The 18,714-nt window shown below is 71.1% G+C and carries 14 protein-coding genes; 8 read left to right on the top strand and 6 right to left on the bottom strand.

Annotated features, from left to right (window positions below; genetic code table 11):
* Positions 1-11: 11 nt before the first annotated feature.
* Positions 12-1,340: an NAD(P)/FAD-dependent oxidoreductase gene (locus P3G67_RS15110; protein ID WP_276093952.1), complete on the bottom strand. Its 1,329-nt coding sequence runs from the start codon at positions 1,338-1,340 to the stop codon at positions 12-14.
* Positions 1,337-1,564, bottom strand: a complete 228-nt coding sequence (locus tag P3G67_RS15105; RefSeq protein ID WP_276094100.1) for a ferredoxin — start codon at positions 1,562-1,564, stop codon at positions 1,337-1,339. Before P3G67_RS15105 ends, P3G67_RS15110 begins: the two co-directional genes overlap by 4 nt.
* 192 nt (positions 1,565-1,756) lie before the next feature.
* On the opposite strand from P3G67_RS15105, the gene P3G67_RS15100 reads away from it, so the two are divergent.
* The 3 genes from P3G67_RS15100 to P3G67_RS15090 all read left to right on the top strand — a co-directional run bounded on the left by P3G67_RS15100 (position 1,757) and on the right by P3G67_RS15090 (position 6,949).
* Positions 1,757-2,407 (top strand): TetR/AcrR family transcriptional regulator, encoded by a 651-nt coding sequence (locus tag P3G67_RS15100; RefSeq protein WP_276093951.1) that lies wholly within the window; start codon positions 1,757-1,759, stop codon positions 2,405-2,407.
* 183 nt (positions 2,408-2,590) lie between these two features.
* A complete protein-coding gene (locus tag P3G67_RS15095; protein WP_276093950.1) occupies positions 2,591-3,379 on the top strand; it encodes a thioesterase II family protein in 789 nt (262 codons plus the stop codon).
* A gap of 246 nt (positions 3,380-3,625) precedes the next feature.
* The gene (locus P3G67_RS15090; RefSeq protein ID WP_276093949.1) at positions 3,626-6,949 is read left to right on the top strand and encodes a S8 family serine peptidase; all 3,324 of its coding nucleotides are present in this window, start codon (positions 3,626-3,628) and stop codon (positions 6,947-6,949) included.
* Positions 6,950-7,072: 123 nt separating this feature from the next.
* On the opposite strand, the gene P3G67_RS15085 is transcribed toward P3G67_RS15090, so the two are convergent.
* From P3G67_RS15085 to P3G67_RS15070, 4 genes are all read right to left on the bottom strand, one after another.
* Entirely contained in the window at positions 7,073-9,865 is a 2,793-nt protein-coding gene (locus P3G67_RS15085) for an NHLP bacteriocin export ABC transporter permease/ATPase subunit (RefSeq protein ID WP_276093948.1), read from the bottom strand.
* A 1-nt stretch (position 9,866) separates the two neighbouring features.
* On the bottom strand, positions 9,867-12,077 hold the full coding sequence (locus P3G67_RS15080; RefSeq protein WP_276093947.1) for an NHLP family bacteriocin export ABC transporter peptidase/permease/ATPase subunit: 2,211 nt from the start codon (positions 12,075-12,077) through the stop codon (positions 9,867-9,869).
* Entirely contained in the window at positions 12,074-12,880 is an 807-nt protein-coding gene (locus P3G67_RS15075) for an HlyD family efflux transporter periplasmic adaptor subunit (RefSeq protein ID WP_269857446.1), read from the bottom strand. The genes P3G67_RS15080 and P3G67_RS15075 overlap by 4 nt, the downstream gene beginning before the upstream one ends.
* A 109-nt stretch (positions 12,881-12,989) precedes the next feature.
* A complete protein-coding gene (locus P3G67_RS15070) occupies positions 12,990-13,205 on the bottom strand; it encodes a type A2 lantipeptide (RefSeq protein ID WP_269857447.1) in 216 nt (71 codons plus the stop codon).
* A 430-nt stretch (positions 13,206-13,635) separates the two neighbouring features.
* Between P3G67_RS15070 and P3G67_RS15065 the strand changes: the two genes are divergently transcribed.
* From P3G67_RS15065 to P3G67_RS15045, 5 genes are all read left to right on the top strand, one after another.
* Entirely contained in the window at positions 13,636-14,193 is a 558-nt protein-coding gene (locus P3G67_RS15065; RefSeq protein WP_276093946.1) for a PadR family transcriptional regulator, read from the top strand.
* Between the two features lie 33 nt (positions 14,194-14,226).
* Positions 14,227-15,948, top strand: coding sequence for an acyl-CoA dehydrogenase family protein (locus P3G67_RS15060; RefSeq protein WP_276093945.1), 1,722 nt, complete (start codon positions 14,227-14,229; stop codon positions 15,946-15,948).
* Between the two features lie 125 nt (positions 15,949-16,073).
* A complete protein-coding gene (locus tag P3G67_RS15055; RefSeq protein WP_276093944.1) occupies positions 16,074-16,487 on the top strand; it encodes a hypothetical protein in 414 nt (137 codons plus the stop codon).
* Positions 16,488-16,802: 315 nt separating this feature from the next.
* Complete coding sequence (locus tag P3G67_RS15050; RefSeq protein ID WP_276093943.1) at positions 16,803-17,924, top strand: acyltransferase family protein; 1,122 nt, start codon at positions 16,803-16,805, stop codon at positions 17,922-17,924.
* Positions 17,924-18,712, top strand: coding sequence for a GDSL-type esterase/lipase family protein (locus P3G67_RS15045; RefSeq protein WP_276093942.1), 789 nt, complete (start codon positions 17,924-17,926; stop codon positions 18,710-18,712). The genes P3G67_RS15050 and P3G67_RS15045 overlap by 1 nt, the downstream gene beginning before the upstream one ends.
* Positions 18,713-18,714 lie beyond the last annotated feature (2 nt).

Raw genomic sequence — 18,714 nt, 5'->3', positions numbered from 1 at the left:
AGCGTGCTCCCTTACGTGTGTGCGGTCGGAACGAGTTGGCCGGTGGTGCGGCCTTCGGCGGGCGCCCGGTGGGGGAACCCGGCGTCCACTGGGGTGGGTTGGGCCGGGCCGTCGGGGGCGTTGAGTACGGGCGGGAACGGTGCCCCGGCCTCGATGAGGGCGGCGTAACCGTCCAGCACACGGGGGGAGTTGACGGCGACGGCGGCCACCAGCCGTCCGGCGTGGCCGTAGGCGGCCACGAAACGGCGCCGGTCGAGTGAGCCCTGGGTGACCATGACCTGGTCGGCGATGGCGGGCAGGCCCACGGACTTGCAGTTGACCCCGAACTGGTTGGACCAGAAGGCCGGCAGCGGCTGGTGGAGCCGGTGGTCCAGGGGGTCGTGGGTCATGTTGTGCGCGGCGGTGCGCGCCTGGGAGACGGCGTTGTCCCAGTGGTCCAGCCGCAGCAGTTGCCCGGGGTAGCGCGGATGCGGCCAGCGGGCGACGTCGCCCGCGGCGAAGACGTCCGGCACGACGGTGCCGTCAGCGGCCCGTACCCGGCAGGCGGCGTCGCAGGTCACGCCGCGGTCGTCGGTGGCCAGCCCGGAGTGGGCCAGCCACTCGGTGTTGGCGACGGCGCCCGTGGCGACGACGGCCACCTCCGCGTCCACCGTGCTGCCGTCGGACAGCACCGCGCGGCGCAATCGGCCGCGGGAGTCGCCCTCCAGCACCTGGACCGTGGTGTTCAGCCGTAGGTCCACCCCGGCGTCCCGGTACCAGCCGGCGGCGGCGTGGCCGACCACCCCGCCCAGCGCGCTCGCCAGGGGGGCCGCGCCGCGCTGGGTCACGGTCACCGCCAGCCCCAGGTCCCGGCAGGACGAGGCGACCTCGCCGCCGGTGAAGCCCGCGCCGACGACCAGCAGCCGGTGGGGACCGGCGAGCAGTTCCGTCCGCAACCGGTCGGCGTCGTCCCGCCCGCGCAGTAGGTGCACGCCGTGCAGGCCGCCCCCGGACGACTCGGGCCACGGGCGGGCGCGGGTCCCGGTGGCGATCAGCAGCCGGTCGTACGGCACCCGGCGCCCGTCGGCCAGCGTCACCTCGCGGGCGGGCACGTCCAGCCCGGTCGCGGCGGTGCCCAGCAGCCAGCGCGCGTCGATGTCGCGGAGCCGGGGCAGCACGGTGTGGTCGCCCGGCAGCCAGCCGGTCAGCACCGCCTTCGACAACGGCGGCCGGTCATAGGGCTCATGGGGTTCGTCGCCGATCAGGGTCAGCTCGCCGGTGAATCCCTCGTCCCGCAGCGCCTCCGCGGCGCGCAGCCCGGCCAGCGAGGCGCCGACGATCACGATCCGCCCGGCGCTCACCGGTCACGCTCCTCGGCCAGCGGCGACGGCTCGGTGGCCGCGCCCAGCGTGATCGCCTGTACCGGGCACGCGGCAGCGGCTCGCTGGACATCGCGTCGTGTGTCCTCGCCGGGGGCGTAGTCGTACTCCAGTGACTCCTCACCGTGGAACCGGAAGACCGTCGGGGCGGCGTAGACGCACTGTCCGTAGCTCTGGCAACGGTTCAGGTCCACCACAAGCCGCAGCGTGTCCGGTGGGGGCTGCGTGGTCATCGTTCTCCCTTTCCGCAGGGCGGCGTCTGCCCGCTAACAGGGCCTGCGGCCCGGGCACGGCCGGGCTCGGCATCGCGGGCGCAACTCAGATAGTGACTGCTATTCGAACTGTACACGCTATTCGAGCTTTGACGTAGTGGTCACTATCTGAATAGCCTCTATGACATGGATGCACAGCCTGAGGAACCGGTGCGGCGGCGGCTGACCAGGGCCGAGACCAAGGCCCGAACCCGCGCCCTGCTGCTGGACGCGGCGGCGCGCACCTTCGCCCGCAAGGGCTTCACCGGTGCCTCGGTGGAGGAGATCGCCGAGGCGGCGGGCTTCTCCACGGGCGCGCTGTACTCGAACTTCAGCAGCAAGGAGGCGCTCTTCCTCGAGCTGCTGTCGGACCGCAGGAGGGACCGCCTGGCGGCGGCCGCCCAGGCGCTGGACTCCCATGGGGCGGGCACCGCGGAGGCGGTCACCGAACTGGGGCGGCTGCTGGTCAACGTCGCCGACAAGGACATCGAATTCGCCGCGCTGCAGGCCGAGTTCTGGCTGTACGCCATCCGCAACCCGCAGGTGATGGGCGCGCTGGCGGACTCGGCGCGCGAATCGCACCAGGCGCTGGAAGGCCTGGTCGCCGCGGCCATGGCCCGGCGCGGCGCGCCCGAAAGGGTCTCCGCGCAGGCCGTGGCGACGGTGGTGGCGGCCCTGTTCATCGGACTGGTCCGCCAGCGACGCGTCGACCCCGACTGCGTTTCGGAGGAACTCTTCGGCCAGGCCCTCAACTGGCTGTTCACCGGCATCAACGCGGAGGACGCCGACGGCGACTGACCGCCGGTGGAACCCTTGGGGGCCGCCCGGCCGCGGCGAGTGCCTGACGAGCCGCGAACAGCGTGCGCGGCAACACCTGTGACAGGTAAGGATGTTGGCGGCGGGACTGGCCGAACCGCGCCGCTCGGCAGCGGACCGGCCCAGCCCACCTGACGCAACCGCCCGCAGAAGGAGCCCCGACCGGTGACCGCCATTCCCAACTGCCTGATGATCCCGTGCCCCAGGCCCACTGCCACGCGTCGACTGGTGGTCTTCCCGCATGCGGGCGGGGGAGCGAACTTCTACCGTGCGTGGGGCGAGCGGTTCGGGCCGGACGTCGAGGTGTGGATCGTCCAGTACCCGGGGCGGGAGTCACGGATGGCCGAGCCGTTCGTCAGTGACCTGGACGAGTTGGTGGGGGAGATATCCGCCGGACTGCGGGCCACCGGCAACGGGCCGGGTAACACCGCCCTGTTCGGGCACAGCATGGGGGCGACCATCGCGTACGAGACCGCTCTGGCGCTGGCGGGCGGTCTCCCTCTCGACGCGCTGTTCGTCTCCGCGCGACGGGCACCCGGAAGCGGCCCGGTGTCCGAGGCGCGGGCGCGCCCCCGTACGGACGAGGAGATCCTGGCGGTGCTGCGGCAGCACGGTGGCACGCCGATGGAGATCTTCGATCAGCCGCTGGCACGGGAACTGTTCCTGCCGGTGCTGCGCAACGACTACCTGCTGCTCGACTCCTACCGGCCGGAGGTGGGGCGGCCACTGCTGGACATACCGATCATCGCGCTAAGCGGACGCCAAGATTCCTCGGTCGAGGCGGAATCGGTCATGGGGTGGGGGCGGTTCACCACGGCCGAGTTCCACAGCCATGCCCTGGACGGCGGTCACTTCTACCTGGTGCCGCAGGTGGACCGCGTTGTGGAACTGGTTCGGGCACATCTGCGCGATTACCCCCTTGTCGGGAAGGCATCGATGCGCTGGAATGCGTGAGCTTGTCGGGACGGGTGTTCCAGCAGCATGCACGCGTCCGACAGCGGAACGCGTGGCCCTGGCATGCCCCCTGACGTCTTACCAGACGAAAGGATGTCGATGTTCGGCTGGCGGAAACCGCGGCTGGCAGGCGTCACACTGGCCGCCGCGTCCATGGTCCTGACCTTCGGGACCACCGCGAACGGCGCTGAGTTGACTTCTGCACCGAACGCGCGGGCGCTCTCGGACAACAGAGCGCCAACACCTGTGATCGTTGTCCTGAAGGACCAGCTATCCAACGCCCCGGCCGACGCCGGGCACTTGAAGGACCGGGCGCGTGAGGCCGCCGCCGCGCAGGCACCGCTGCTGGCGAAGGTCAGGGCGAACGGCGGCACCCGTATCAAGAGCTTCGTCGTCGGCAACGCCTTCTCCGCGACGGTCAGTCCGGCGCTGCGCGACGCACTGGCGGCCGACCCCGCGGTCGCCTCGGTCGTCCCGGACGAGACGGTGAGGGTGACTCCGCCGAGCGCCACCGCCCCGGGCACCCAGGGCGGCGGCGCCAAGGGACCCCAGGCCGTCACGCCCAACGCCCGGGGCAACGGCAACGGGAAGAACCCGTACGCCATCTGCCCCAGCGACCCGTCCAAGCCGCTGCTGGAGCCCGAGGCGCTCTACTCGACGCACGTCGAGGGCACCCCCGGCTCGCCCGGCGCCCACCAGATCGCCACCGGCAAGGGCGTCAAGGTCGCCTACATCGCGGACGGCCTGGACCCCAACGACCCGGACTTCATACGTCCTGACGGCACGCACGCGGTCGTCGACCACCAGGACTTCTCGGGCGACGGCTGGGACGCGCCGAGCGGCGCCGCGGAGGCGTTCGGCGACGCCTCGGCGATGATCGCGCAGGGGCGGGAGAGCTACGACCTGTCGAAGTTCGTCAACCCCACCCACCCGCTGCCCGCCGGGTGCAACATCCGCATCGAGGGCTTCGCACCCGACGCCTCGCTGGTGGCCCTCAAGGCCGGTGGCACCACGTTCCCCAACTCGGCGATCCTGCAGTCCATCGACTACGCCGTGTCGGTCGCCCATGTCGACGTGCTCAACGAGTCGTTCGGCAGCAACGTCACCCCGGACAGCGGTGCGCACGACACCATCTCGCTGTTCAACGACGAGGCGGTGGCCGCCGGTGTGACGGTGACGGTGTCCAGCGGTGACGCCGGTATCAACAGCACCATCGGCACCCCGTCCACCGACCCGCACGTGATCTCCGCGGGCGCCTCGACGGACAACCAGAGCTATCTGCAAACCGGTTACGCCGCCGCCCAGTTCTCCAACGGCACCTGGGCCAACGACCGCATCTCGGCGCTGTCGTCGGGCGGTTTCACCCAGGCCGGACGCACCGTCGACCTGGTCGCGCCCGGTGAGGCGGACTGGGCACTGTGCTCGCCCAAGATCAGCGAGTACACCGAGTGCACGAACTTCAACGGGACGGGCAGCGCGATCCAGCCGTTCGGCGGGACCAGTCAGTCCGCGCCGCTGACCGCCGGCGCGGCGGCCCTGGTGATCCAGGCCTACCGGGACAGCCACCACGGCCAGTCGCCAACTCCCGCGCTGGTCAAGCAGTTCCTCACCGGTACCGCCCAGGACCTCGGCCTGCCCGCGCAGGAGCAGGGCGCCGGTCTGCTGAACGTGCGCGGTGCGGTGGAGGCCGCCCGCGGCTACCACAGCCCCGCGGGCGCCAAGCAGAGCGGCACCGTTGCCGTGACCACCGGCCAGCAGGACATCTCCGGCACGCCGGGCTCCGGCCACACCGCTGACGTCACCGTGGTCAACACCGGCCACACCACCCAGACGGTCACCGGTGCCACCCGTACCTTCGCGCCGCTGGCGAACTCCCGGCAGACCGTGCCGCTGAACTCCTCCACCGACCCCAAGTTCGCGTACGCGACCAACGGTGCCACCTGGGTGCACCACGAGGTGAAGTTCACCGTGCCGCCGGGGGCCGACCGGCTCGCCGCGTCGATCGCCTGGCAGGGCAAGGCGCAGAAGTCGGGCGCCAACACCGTGACCCCGGTGGTCCGGCTCACCCTGCTGGATCCGTCCGGCCGACTGGAGACCAACACCCGTCCGCAGGGCGGCCCGGTCTCGGCCAACTTCGGCATCGCCGACGTACCGCACCCGGTCGCGGGCAAGTGGACCGCGATTCTGTACACCCCCGCCGGTAGCGACGGGTTCACCGGTCCGGTGCTGCTGGACACGGCCACCCAGCGTGCGGTGCAGGCCGGTTCGGTCAGCCCGCAGGTGACCAGGCTGGCGCCGGGGCAGAGCACCACCCTGCACGTCCACCTCACCACTTCGAAGACCAGCGGTGACAGCGCCGAGTCGATCACCGTGGCCAGCTCCAACGGCCACACCACCAGCGTTCCGGTGATCCTGCGCAGCCTGGTCCCGCTCTCCGGCAAGGGCGGTGACTTCACCGGCACGGTCACCGGCGGCAACGCCCGTGACGCCTCGCCCGCGCAGTCCTTCACCTACGCCTTCGACGTCCCGTCCGGCCACCGCGACATCCGCGCCGGTGTGACGCTCAGCGACCCGAACGTACTCGTGCAGGGCGCGCTGATCACCCCCAACGGCACGCCGGTGGACATCGAGAGCAACGCGCTGCTGAACACCTCCGGTGCGCTGACCGGTACCACGCGGGGCGTGTCGGCCACCGCCGTCAACCCGGCGGCCGGTCGCTGGCGGTTCGTCCTGAACGTCCTCAACCCGGTCAGCGGTGCTGAGCTGAACGAGCCGTTCCACGGCACCGTCGGCCTGGACCAGGACCAGGCGACCGCCACCGGTCTGCCGAACAGCACCAGCGCCAAGTTGGTGGCGGACAAGCCCACCACCGTGCGTGTGACGTACACCAACAACACCGCGGCCACCCAACTCGTGCAGGCCGACGGCCGGCTCACCAAGATGGTGGACGTCCCGCTGGTGCCGCAGGGCACCTCGGCCACCGTCGCGCTGCCGCTGCACCCGACCTCGACCACCCCGGGTTTCCTGGTGCCCCCGGGCACCGACAGGTTGACCTCGGTCGCGGCCTCCTCGACGCCAGCGCAGCTGGAGTTGAGCGCCACCGCTGGTTCGCCGGACTCGTTCGGTGACCTCAAGCAGGCGCAGGACGGTTCCACCGTCTCGGTCGTCAAGGGCCAGGGCAGCGCCGCGCAGCCGGTGGTTCCGGGCTTCTGGAGCAGCTACGTGCAGCAGATCGGCCCGTTCCCGGCGACCGGTGCTCCGGCCGGTACGTCGACCATCACCGCCAGTGCCCACACCCAGGCGTTCGACCCGGCGCTGACCTCCAGCACCAACGACCCGTTCGCGGTCGCGGTGAACGCCTCGGCCCCGACCCTCAGCCCGGTCACCGTCAAGCCGGGCGCCACCGGCTCGCTCCAGGTCACCATCACTCCGCGCGGCCCCAAGGGCAGCACCGTGCACGGCGTGCTGTACCTGGTGACCGCCCCGGGCGGTGTGGCCACCGCCAACAACCAGATCGGCACCACCGGTTCGGTCCTGGCGGCGATCCCGTACACCTACACCGTCAACTGACGCGGATCAGCCAAATCCCGGCCGGGGCCGCTCCATTGTCGGAGCGGCCCCGGCTGCTTTCGTAGGCGCCTCGCGGCGGCGGGCTCCACGGCCGCCGCCGAAGCGGCGTGCCAGCCCGGCGGATCACTGGATCTGGCGGCGCACCAGCTCGTGGAACAACCCGCCGGTGTCGGCCAGCAACCGCGCGGGTGGGCCCTGCTGGACGATCCGGCCGTCCGACATCACGATCACCCGGTCCGCGTCCAGCACGGTGGACAGCCGGTGCGCGATCACGATACGCGTGGCGTTCAGCTCGCGGGTGCTCTCGATGACCACCCGCTGTGTCTCGTTGTCCAGCGCGCTGGTCGCCTCGTCGAGGAACAGCACACGCGGGTGGCGGATCAACGCCTGGGCGATCATCAGGCGTTGCCGCTGACCACCCGAGACGCTGCCGCCGCCGTCGGAGAGCATGGTGTGCAGGCCCATCGGCATCCGCCTGATGTCCTCGGCCACCCCCGCCATCTCGGCGGCCTGCCAGACCTCTTCGAGGGAGTACGACTCGGCGCCGCGCACGCAGTCCAGGATCGTTCCGGTGAACGGCTGGGCGTTCTGCAGCACCACCCCGCACTGGCGGCGCACCGCCGCCTGGTCGAGCGCCGCCAGGTCCTGGCCGTCGTACAGCACGCTGCCGGTCAGCGGCCGGTCGAAGCCGATCAGCAGGCGCAGCAGAGTCGACTTGCCGCAGCCGCTCGCCCCCACGACGGCCACGAACTCGCCCGGCGCCACCCGGAACGAGACGTCGTCCAGCACCAGCGGCCCGTCCTCGGTGTACCGGAACGACAGGCTCCGGGCCTCGATGGCACCGGACAGCGTGCCGGGCGCGGTGCTGCCTCCGCGTACCTCGGGCCGCTCGTCCAGTACCGGCTTGATCTGCTCGTACAACGGCAGTACGGATGCCGCCGAGATCAGCGCGCCCGTCAGCTGGGTGACCGAGGTCAGCAGCATCGTCACGGCGGTGTTGAAGGTGAGGAAGCCGCTCGCCGACAGCGAGCCGCGGGCCGGACCGGCGAGCAGAGCGAACATGATGAGCGTGCACAGCGGCAGGTAGACCGCGTTGCACACGGTGATCAGGTTCTTGATCCGGCCCACCCGCCGCTGGAGTTCCCGGCTGCGGGCGAACTCGCCGGCCCAGGCCGCGTAGGCGAAGCCCTCGGCGGCGGCGACGCGTAGTTTGGGCAGTCCGCGCAGCGTCTGGAACGCCTGGTTGTTGAGCTTGTTGTTGAGTACCGTCAACCGCCGCTGCCAGCGCACCTGCCACAGCCCGAGGGCCAGGAACACCGCGCCGATGACCACCAGCATCGCCAGCGCCGTCAACGCCAGCGGAAGGCTGTACCACAGCAGCAGCACGAGGTTCACCGCACCGACCGTGCCGGCCTGCACGGCCACCGAGCTGATGCCGGAGAGCACCCGGCGTATCGCGCTGACCCCCAGCGCCGCGGTGGCCAGTTCGCCGGTGGAGCGACCGGCGAAGAATCTCGTGGGCAGCCGCAACAGCCGGTCCCACACGGCCGGCTGCAAGCTGGCCTCGATCCGGCCCTCCAGTCGCAGGAGCGCGATGTTCTCCAGCAGGGAGAAGGCGGCCGACACAATGGTGGTGGCCACGATGGCCAGCGATGTCTGGACGATCAGGCTGGTCTCGGCGTTGGGCACGTAGGAGCCCAGCACCTGTCCGGTGGCGATCGGCACCATCGCCCCGAGGACGACCGCGACCAGCCCGCCCAGCGTCAGGTTGCGCAGGTCGGGCAGGGTCCCGCGCAGCCCGAAGCGCAGCAGCCGCCAGGCGGGCAGGGGCCGTTCGGGCAGCGGCCGGTAGAACATCACCCCCTCGGACGCGAGCCGCCCGGCGTTCCCCGCGCCGATCCTGGTCCGGGTGCCGGCGACCGGATCCACCGCCTCGTACCGGCCGCGCCGCCACAGCAGTGCGACCGGAGCGTCGGTGGCGGCCCAACGGCCCACCAGAGGCCCGGAGTTCTCCCGCCACCAGCGTCCGGCGAGCCGGACCGTACGGGTACGGAACCGGGAGTTCAGCGCGATCCGCTCGACGGGATCCAGCCGGTCGTTCACCGCGCCGCCCGGTGTGGGCGCGGTGACCGCGATCCCCGCCGCGGCGGCGACCGCGCGGCAGACGGCGAGCGCGGCGTCGTCGGACGCCGCGGCCGGGCCGGTCGCGGCGCGGCGCGGCTTGTCGATGGACGCCAGCAGTGCCTGGTCGGCCTGGGCGCGCACCGCCTCACCGGCCTTGATCCCGGCCGCCGCCCGGTCCTCGTGGGCCCGCTCCAGCCCTTCGATCCAGCGGTCGAGGGCGAACAGCAGCCGGGCCTGCTGGTTGACCAGGCGCTGCCACATCGCGCCGTCGATCAGCAGGTCCTGGGCCGCCTGCGCGCTGTACTCGGCGCCGTACCGCAGGCTGCCGGGGTCCACGGACATCCACAGGATGCCGTCGTCATCAGGCGCCAACCGGCCGTGCTCGTCCGGCGTTTCGAACAGCATCCGCAGCCCGCGGCCGATGCCGAGCGCGAACGCGTCCTCCAGCGGGCTCAGTGGTGTGTCGGGGCTCTGGTAGTACGTGTTGTCGTACAACTCCCTCAGCTGGATGCGGCGCAGTACGCAGCCGGTCAACGGCCGCCCGACGAGGGTGTGCCGCGGGCCCTCGACAGGGCCGAGCAGCAGGGTTCCGGCCTCCAGTCGACCCAGGAAGTGCCAGCGGCCCTGGCCCGTCGCGTCCACCGCGAACAGGTCCATCGCGCCGTCCACGAGCAGCCACAGCACATGCGGGCCGTCGAGCGGCAGATTGCGTACGCCGGTTGTGCCGACCGGTTCGCCCAGCCCTCCGAGGGCGCCCACGACCACATCGCCGCTCGCCGCGACAGACGTCATCTCAATGCTCCCTGACCAGTTGGGCGTACGGCCCTCCGGCGGCGAGCAGTTGCTCGTGCCGTCCGCGTTCCACCACAGCCCCGTGCTCCAGCACCACGATCTCGTCGCTGTCCCGCACCGTGCTCAGCCTGTGCGCGATCACCACGCAGGCGCAGCCGCGCCGCCGCAGGTTGTCGATGATCACCTGCTCGGTCTCCGCGTCCAGCGCGCTGGTCACCTCGTCCAGCACCAGCACACTGGGCTGCCGCACCAACGCCCGTGCGATCTCCAGTCGTTGCCGCTGCCCGCCGGAGAAGTTACGGCCGTCCTGGTCCACCCGGCTGTGGACGCCGCCCGGCCGCCTGGCCACCACGTCGTACACGGCGGCGTCCTTGAGGGCGGCGACCACCGCCTCGTCGGTGATCGACGGATCCCACAGCGCCACGTTGTCGCGTACGGTGCCCTCGAAGAGGAAGACGTCCTGGTCGACGAAGGAGACCGAGGCGGACAGCGCACCGCGCGGGATGTCCGCCAACCGCCGCCCGTCGACGAGGATCTCGCCCTCCCACGGCTGGTACAGCCCGGAGATCAGCCGGGAGACGGTGGACTTGCCGCTGCCCGAACCGCCGACCAGGGCGACCTGCTGGCCCGGTCCGACCGTCAGCGAGAAGCCGGTGAGCAGCGGCTTGTCGAGCGGGCTGTAGCCGAAGGTGATGTTCTCCAGCGCCACATGGCCGCTCAACCTGCGGACGCTGTCCTCCGGTTCGCGCCGTGCGTACCGCGGGTCCGCCGGGAAGCGCTCCACGTCGCCGAGCCGGGCCACGTCGGCCGCGAAGTCCTGCACCCGGCCCGCCACCCCGTTCAACCGGGTGACCGGCGCGGTGAAGCTGGTGACCAACGCCTGGAAGGCCACCAGCAGACCGATGGAGATATGGCCCTGCACCGCGCGCGTCCCGCCGATCAGCAGGATCAGCGCGCTGTTGAACGCCGCGAGGGCGGGCGCCACCACGGCCAGCGCCGCGCTCGGCACGCCGAGCCGCTGCTGGCCGTCCAGCGTGCTGGCGTGCTGCCCGGCCCAGCGGCGGAAGTACGCGTTCTCACCGCCGGTGGCCTTCATCGTCTCGATCAGCCGCAGCCCGCTGTACGAGGTGTTGATCAGCCGGGCGCTGTCCGCGCGGGACTTCTGCACACCGTTCGCCCGGATCCGTACCACCAGCCGTAGCGCCACCACGTTGAGCAGCGCGATCAGCACCCCGATGACGGTCAGTTGCGGGTCGTACGTCCACAGCAGGACCGCGTAGAGGACCACGACCACCGCGTCCACCCCGGCCGCCGCCAGGTCCCTGGCCAGGGTCTCGGCGACCGCGTCGTTGGACTGCAGGCGCTGGACGAGGTCGGCGGGGTCGCGCTGGGCGAAGAAGGTGACCGGCAGGGTGAGCAGATGCCGCAGGAAGCGGGCGCTGCTCAGGGTGGAGGAGATGATCCGCCCGCGCAGCAGGTTGGCCTGCTGCAACGCGGTGAGCACGGCGGTCAGCACGACGGTGGCGGCCAACGAGGCGAACAGCACCGGCAGCAGCGAACTCTGGTCGCCGAGCAGGAACATGTCGATGTACGTACGGCTCAGCGCCGGTACCGCGGCGCCCACCAGCACCAGCAGGAAGCTCGCGAGCACCGCCGCCAGCATCGTGCCCGACGTGCCGCGCAGCCGGGCCGGCAGCGCGTCGGTGATGCCCGGCCTGCGACCGCCGCGACGGAAGCCCTCGCCGGGCTCGAAGGTCAGCACCACACCGGTGAAGCTGGTGTCGAAGTCCTCCAGCGACACGAAACGGCGGCCCCGGCCCGGGTCGTTGATGCGCACTCCGTACCGGCCGAGGCGCCGTGCCATGCCGTCGTAGACGACGAAGTGGTTGAACTCCCAGAACAGGATGGCCGGTGCCCGCACTTCGGCCAGGGCGGCCGGTTCCATCTGCATGCCCTTGGCCGTCAGCCCGTAACCGCGGGCCGCCTTGAGCACGTTGCTGGCCTTGGAGCCGTCCCGGGAGACACCGCAGGCGATGCGCAGTTCCTCCAGCGGTACGTGGCGTCCGTAGTGGGCGAGGACCATGGCGAGGGACGCGGCGCCGCACTCCACCGCTTCCATCTGGAGCACGGTGGGGGTGCGCACCGCTTTGCGCCGCTTGCCGCGCGGCGGGGGCTTGATCTCGGCGCGCTGCGGGCGGTGTCGGCCGCTCATGGCAGCAGCCAGTCGATCGGGCGCTGGGCGGGCAGCCGGACGGCGGCGCTCACCAGCGTCATGGAGTCGATCGGGTACGGCGGGCCGCTCGCGGACGACCACGCGTATCCGGACTTCGTGGCGTCCGACCGGTCCAACTGGACCAGCACGGCCACCGGTTGACCCTGCGCGGAGAACTGCTCGGCCAACTGGCTGTCGCCGAGGAAGCCGGTGATCTGCTGCCGGGACTGCGGCACCCGGCCGACCGCCTGGACGTGCCCGCGCAGCACACCGAACCGCTGCGTCGGGACGGACTGGACGGTCAGGTCCACGGGGGAGCCCACCGGGACCGTGGCCGCGCCGCTGGCGGACGCGTAGACCACCGCCACCAGGGGGTCGTTGGCGCTGTTGACGCGCTCCATCGTCGCCAGGTCCGCACCGGTGCTGACCACGGCGCCGATCCTGGCGTCCAGGGTGGTCACCCGGCCCGCGGCCACCGTGCGTACGGTCTGCGCCCGTTGGCCGGTGCGGACGCTCAACAGCCGTGCGCCGCTGGGCAGTGTGTCGCCTTCGTTCGCGAACACGGCGGTGACCTGACCGGCGACCGGGCTCTGCAGTACGTAACTGCCTTCCGCGTGAGTCAGAATGCCCGGCGCGTTCAGTTTGGCGGAAACCGAGCCGGTGACCGCCCAGAAACATGCGGCGGCCATCACGACCACTGTCACGGTGAGCACGAGCCAGCCCTGCGGCCGGGCGAAGCGCACCGGCACGTCCAGTTCCTCGGGGGATTGCAGCTTCGCAAGCGCCTTTTGTCGGAACTGCACGTACTATTCCTTCAACTGCTTTCAGGATCGGCCTGCCGAAGGCCACGGGGATTCGGTTGGCCGACGGCATGAACGGACCCCGGAACGCTGGTTCCGGGGTCCGGCGCCGTCAGATGCCGGCGAGACCGGTGACGCCCGGGGCGACGCCGGTGACCGACGCGACGGTCGGCGCGGCGATCGGCGCCACGGTGTCGACGGTGCCGACCACGGAGCCGACCACGCCCGAAACGTTCAGGCCGAGGACGCCGAGGCCGCCGGACACGTTGTCCAGGTCGGCGTCGTCGATCTCACGGGTCTCGACCTGGGGCGTGAAGTCGTTACGCATGACGTGCGTTTCCCTTCGTAGCTCTGGTGTTTCCTAGCCGGCTTTTCTGAACGGGGACGGTAAGCCGGGGACCGGTTTTCACAACGCCCGTATGTCGATGAATGCAATCACGTCGGCGGGGCGCCGGGCCACCGGAGTTTCGGGTCTTTCCGTGAACGTTTCGGCACGTCAGCGGGGTGATGTGCGGCATCGGGCACCGAACGGTGACGACTTCTTCACAAGATCGTTTGTCCAGTTCTCCCGCATTGGCGAGGTAGTTGCATTCGGCTGTGCCCGGATTTGGCGGAATCTGTCGCTCCGGTTCGGTGCTCGGGATGTGAGCCTTGTGTGTGCGTGGCGTGGGGTGCCGGGCACGCTGCGGAGTGAGCCGTGTCTCACCGCGGCCGACCGCCCTTGTCTATGCAACGAGTTGCATAGCAGGATGCCGCGCATGGCACTTGAGCACGCCATCCTCGTCTCCCTGCTGGAGCAGCCGGGGTCCGGCTATGAGCTGGCCCGGCGGTTCGACCGTTCCATCGGGTACTTCTGGACCGCCACCCACCAGCAGATCTACCGCGTGCTGCGGCGCATGGAGCGGGACGGATGGGTCGAGGTCCGCGACGTACCGCAGGACGGGCGGCCGGACAAGAAGGTGTACTCCGTGGCCCCGCCCGGCCACACCGCGCTGTCCGACTGGCTGGCCGAGCCGGTGGAACCGGAGAGCGTCCGGCACAGCCTCGCGGTGAAGATCCGCGGCGCCGCCTTCGGCGACCCCGCAGGGCTGATCGCCGAGACCGAGCGCCACCGCGAGGTGCACGCCGAGCGGCTGGCCCGCTATCTCGCCGGAGAGCAAAGGGACTTCCCGGAATCCGCCGAACTGGACGCCGGACAGCGGCTCCAGCACGTGGTGCTGCGCGGCGGCATCGCCTACGAGCGGATGACCCTCGACTGGCTGGACGACGTGCTCGCCACCCTGCGCCGCCTCGGCGGCGCCCCCGAACCGCACTGAGGACCGCCCCCGGCACAGAAAGGCGCCCCGCACATGGCCGACGCCCTGCTGTTCAACCCGCACACCTACGACCCCGCCCACTTCGACCCCGAGACGCGCAGACTGCTGCGCGCCACCGTCGACTGGTTCGAGGAGCGCGGCAAGCGCAGGCTCATCGAGGACTACCGCAGCCGCGCCTGGCTGGAGGACTTCCTGCGGTTCTCCGCCAAGGAAGGGCTGTTCGCCGCCTTCCTCACCCCGGCCGCCGAGGCGGCGGGCCACCAGGACAAGCGCTGGGACACCGCGCGCATCGCCGCCCTCAACGAGATCTTCGGCTTCTACGGCCTCGACTACTGGTACGCGTGGCAGGTCACCATCCTGGGCCTCGGCCCGGTCTGGCAGAGCGACAACGCCGCCGCCCGCGCCCGCGCCGCCGAACTCCTCGACCAGGGCGAGGTGTTCGCGTTCGGCCTGTCCGAGAAGGCGCACGGCGCGGACATCTACTCCACCGACATGGTGCTCACTCCGGACGCCGACGGCGGCTTCCACGCCACGGGATCCAAGTACTACATCGGCAACGGCAACGCCGCCGGGCTGGTCTCCGTGTTCGGCCGCCGCAGCGACATCGAGGGCCCGGACGGCTACGTCTTCTTCGCCGCGGACCCGCGCAACCCGGCGTACCACCTGGTCAAGAACGTGGTGGACTCCTCCAAGTACGTCAGCGAGTTCCGGCTGGAGCGCTACCCGGTACGCCCCGAGGACGTGCTGCACACCGGCAGTGCCGCCTTCGACGCGGCGCTGAACACCGTAAACGTCGGCAAGTTCAACCTGTGCACCGCCTCCATAGGCATCTGCGAGCACGCGATGTACGAGGCCGTCACCCACGCCCACAACCGGATCCTCTACGGCCGCCGGGTCACCGAGTTCCCGCACGTCCGCCGGGAGTTGACCGACGCGTACGTCCGGCTCGTCGGCATGAAGCTGTTCAGCGACCGCGCCGTCGACTACTTCCGCACCGCGGGACCCGACGACCGCAGGTACCTGCTGTTCAACCCCATGACCAAGATGAAGGTCACCACCGAGGGCGAGAAGGTCATCGACCTGATGTGGGACGTGATCGCCGCCAAGGGCTTCGAGAAGGACACCTACTTCGCCCAGGCCGCCACCGAGATCCGCGGCCTGCCGAAGCTGGAGGGCACGGTCCACGTCAACCTGGCCCTGATCCTGAAGTTCATGGGCAACTACCTGCTCGCACCCGCCGGGTACGCCCCCGTGCCCAGCCGTCTGGACGCGGCCGACGACGCCTTCCTGTTCCGCCAGGGACCGGCCCGCGGCCTCGGCGCCATCCGCTTCCACGACTGGCGCGCCGCCTACGACGGACACGCGGACCTCCCCAACGTGGCGCGCCTGCGTGAACAGGCCGACGCCCTGTGCGAGTTCGTCACCACCGCCGCGCCCGACGAGGCACAGCGCAAGGACCTCGACCTGCTGCTCGCCGTCGGCCAGCTGTTCGCCCTGGTGGTGCACGGCCAGTTGATCCTGGAGCAGGCCCGGCTGACCGACCTGGACCGGGACGTGCTGGACGAGTTGTTCGGCGTGCTGGTGCGCGACTTCTCCGGGTACGCGGTCGAGCTGCACGGCAAGGAGTCCGCCACCGAGGCCCAGCAGCGGTGGGCGCTGGGCGCGGTCCGCCGCCCGGTCACCGACCAGGAGCGCACCGCCCGCGTCTGGTCGCGGGTCGAGGCGCTGTCCGGCACGTACGAGATGCGGCCGTAACACGCCGCCTCGGGTCCGGTGCCCTCCGGTGAACCGGGCGGCACCGGATCCCGTACCACTGTTCGCAAGGTCGCACCTCTGACGCAGCACGCCCCGTACCGGCCGGACACCGCGGAGGACCACCGATGAGCGAGCAGCACAGCCTTCCGATCTCGACCCACCCTGATGGCGGCGCCGAACTCCATGTCGTCCTGCACCTGCGCTGGGAGGACGTCGCCGCCCTCGGCCGCGACGCGGCCCGGCTGGCCGCCCAGCTCCAGCGGCCGGTCAGCCTGGACGAGGCGGCCAGCCAGCGGCTGAGCGCCCGGCGCACCACCACCACGACGGCGACGAAGGACCGGACCGACACCACCACGGCGTCCTCCCGGATGTCCCTGGCGTCCAGCGCGTCCACGGAACCCGCAGGCCAGTGGTCCTCCGGTTCCGCCACCTCGGCGGTGGGTACGACCGCCAGCACCACCCGTGGGCCGTTCGACCCGCCCGCCAAGATCGCCTCGCTGCCCGGTGCGACCGTTGACCCGGGTCGCGCCACCGGTTGAGCCCGCGGGCGAACACCGTCGGTTGTCGCGGGCGATGCGAACTGACACCATGATGCCCGGCCGCCACCGGGCAACCGGTGGTGGTGACAGGCAGTGATCCCGACGCGTAACGCTAGGTAACGACATGCGCTTGTTGGCCCCCGTAAGGCCACGCGCCCTGGCGAGCTGTGCCTGGAGCCGCTACTCGCGGTGTAGGCGTTACCACAAGTCGTTCTCCGGTGGTCGCGGTCGCGAACTCCCCCCACGCAGAAGATCGATTGGTTTCGCCATGTTTCTCGCTCGCTCGGATCGGCAGGTGCGGCAGTGATCGCGGTGATGACGCGGCCCAGCCCCGCCGACCAGTCCGCACAGCGCGTTCCAGAGCCCCGGAAGTCCACCCTGCCGTCCCTCACCGGCATGCGGTGGATGGCCGCGCTGCTCGTCTTCGGCCTGCACGTACACAATTTCGGATACTTCGGCGGCGAGGGTCAGGGCTTCGTGTCCTGGGGATTCGACGCGGGCGACACGGGGGTCTCCTTCTTCTTCGTGCTCTCCGGCTTCGTACTGATGTGGTCGTCCCGTCCCCGGGACAAGGCCGTCGGCTTCTGGCGGCGGCGTTTCGCCCGCATCTACCCGGTGCACCTGGTGACCGTGCTGATCGCGCTGCTGATGGCGTACACCATGGCGCCGAAGATGCGGCCGACCGGCGAGGAGGCCGCCGCCAACCTGCTGCTGGTGCACTCATGGACGTACGCGTGGTGGCAGACCCTCGACCCGGTCAGCTGGTCGCTGGCCTGCGAGGCCTTCTTCTACCTGCTGTTTCCCGCGCTGGCGTGGCTGCTGCGGCGGTTGCCGGTGCGCGCCCTGACGTTGCTCGCGGTCGCCAGCGTGATCACGGTGATGGCGCTGCCCTGGGCGAACACCCACTTCCAACTGGGCTGGCACATCTACTCGTTCCCGCTCGCCCGGGTGCCGGAGTTCATCCTGGGCGCGGCCAGTGCCCGGCTGGTGCTGCTCGGCCGGTGGCGCGGACCCGGGCTTGAGGCGTCGCTGGCTGTCACGCTGATCGGGTACTTCCTGGCGCCCCGGCTCGGTGGTGCCACCGAGCACATGGCCGGGACCATCATCGGCTTCGCGCTGCTGATGCCCGCCGCGGCGCGCGCCGACATGAACGGCGAGCCCTCGATGTGGCGGCACCGCGTCCTGGTGCGGCTGGGTGAGCTCTCGTTCGCCTTCTACATGATCCATCTGCTGGTGCTGTACGCCGGCGCACGACTGTTCGCCGCGTCACCGCACCTCCCGGCGGTGGAGGCGGTGGCCGCCGCGGGCGTCGCGTTCACGGTGTCGCTGGCGCTCGCGTGGGTACTGTACGAGGGCGTGGAGCGCCCATGTCGGCGGTTGCTGCTCAGGCCGCTGACCCCGGCGCCCGCCGCCCCTGCTGGAGCCGCGGAGGTCTGATGGGTAGAGCGGGTGTGCGGGTCGGCGCCGTCACTGCGGCGATCGTCGCCCTGACGTTGCCGTTGGCCAGCAGCGGCGCGGCGGAGCCCGCCGCAGCCGGTGACTTCGCCGTCGCCTCCGTCCACTGCCCGGCCGTGCCGCCTCCGCCGCGGGTTCCGGCCGGGGGCAGCACGGTGGTGGTCGGTGCCTCGATCGCGGCCGGATACCGCAGCTCGCAGGGCGAGCGGACCGCCTGGCCGCATCTGCTCGCCGCGCGCCTGCGGCACGACCGTGTTCCGGTGGCGATCGTCAACGACAGTGTCAGCGCCGCCCGCCTGCTCACCGACACCCCCGGTCACCCCTGCACCAGCGCCCTGCACCGCGAGGGACCGGCACTGGCCGTACCCGGCGTGCGCACCCTGGTGCTGGCCGACCTGATCAACGACATCCAGCAGACCCCGCACGTCTACGACCCGCGGGCGATCGAGGCCGGCCTCCGCCAGTTCGTGGCCAGGGCGCACGCCCACCATGTGCGCGTCGTGGCGGGCACGATCGCGCCGTACGGAGGCTTTCCCGCCTACCAGCCGGCGGGGGAGCGGACCCGGCGAGAGGTGAACGCGTTCATCACGCACAGCCATCTGTTCGACGCGGTGCTCGACTTCGACGCCGTGGTCAGGGACCCGCACCAGCCAGTCCGGATGCGCCCCGCGTACGACTCGGGCGACCATCTGCACCCCAGCGACGCGGGCCAACGCGCGATGGCCCGCGCCGTCCCGCTGCGCGTGCTCTGGCCGCCTGCGGGGAGGTAACT

Source organism: Streptomyces silvisoli (assembly GCF_029269905.1).
GTDB lineage: Bacteria > Actinomycetota > Actinomycetes > Streptomycetales > Streptomycetaceae > Streptantibioticus_A > Streptantibioticus_A silvisoli_A.
The sequence above is the reverse complement of the archived record's forward strand: the minus strand, read 5'-3'. Positions and strand labels throughout refer to the sequence as shown.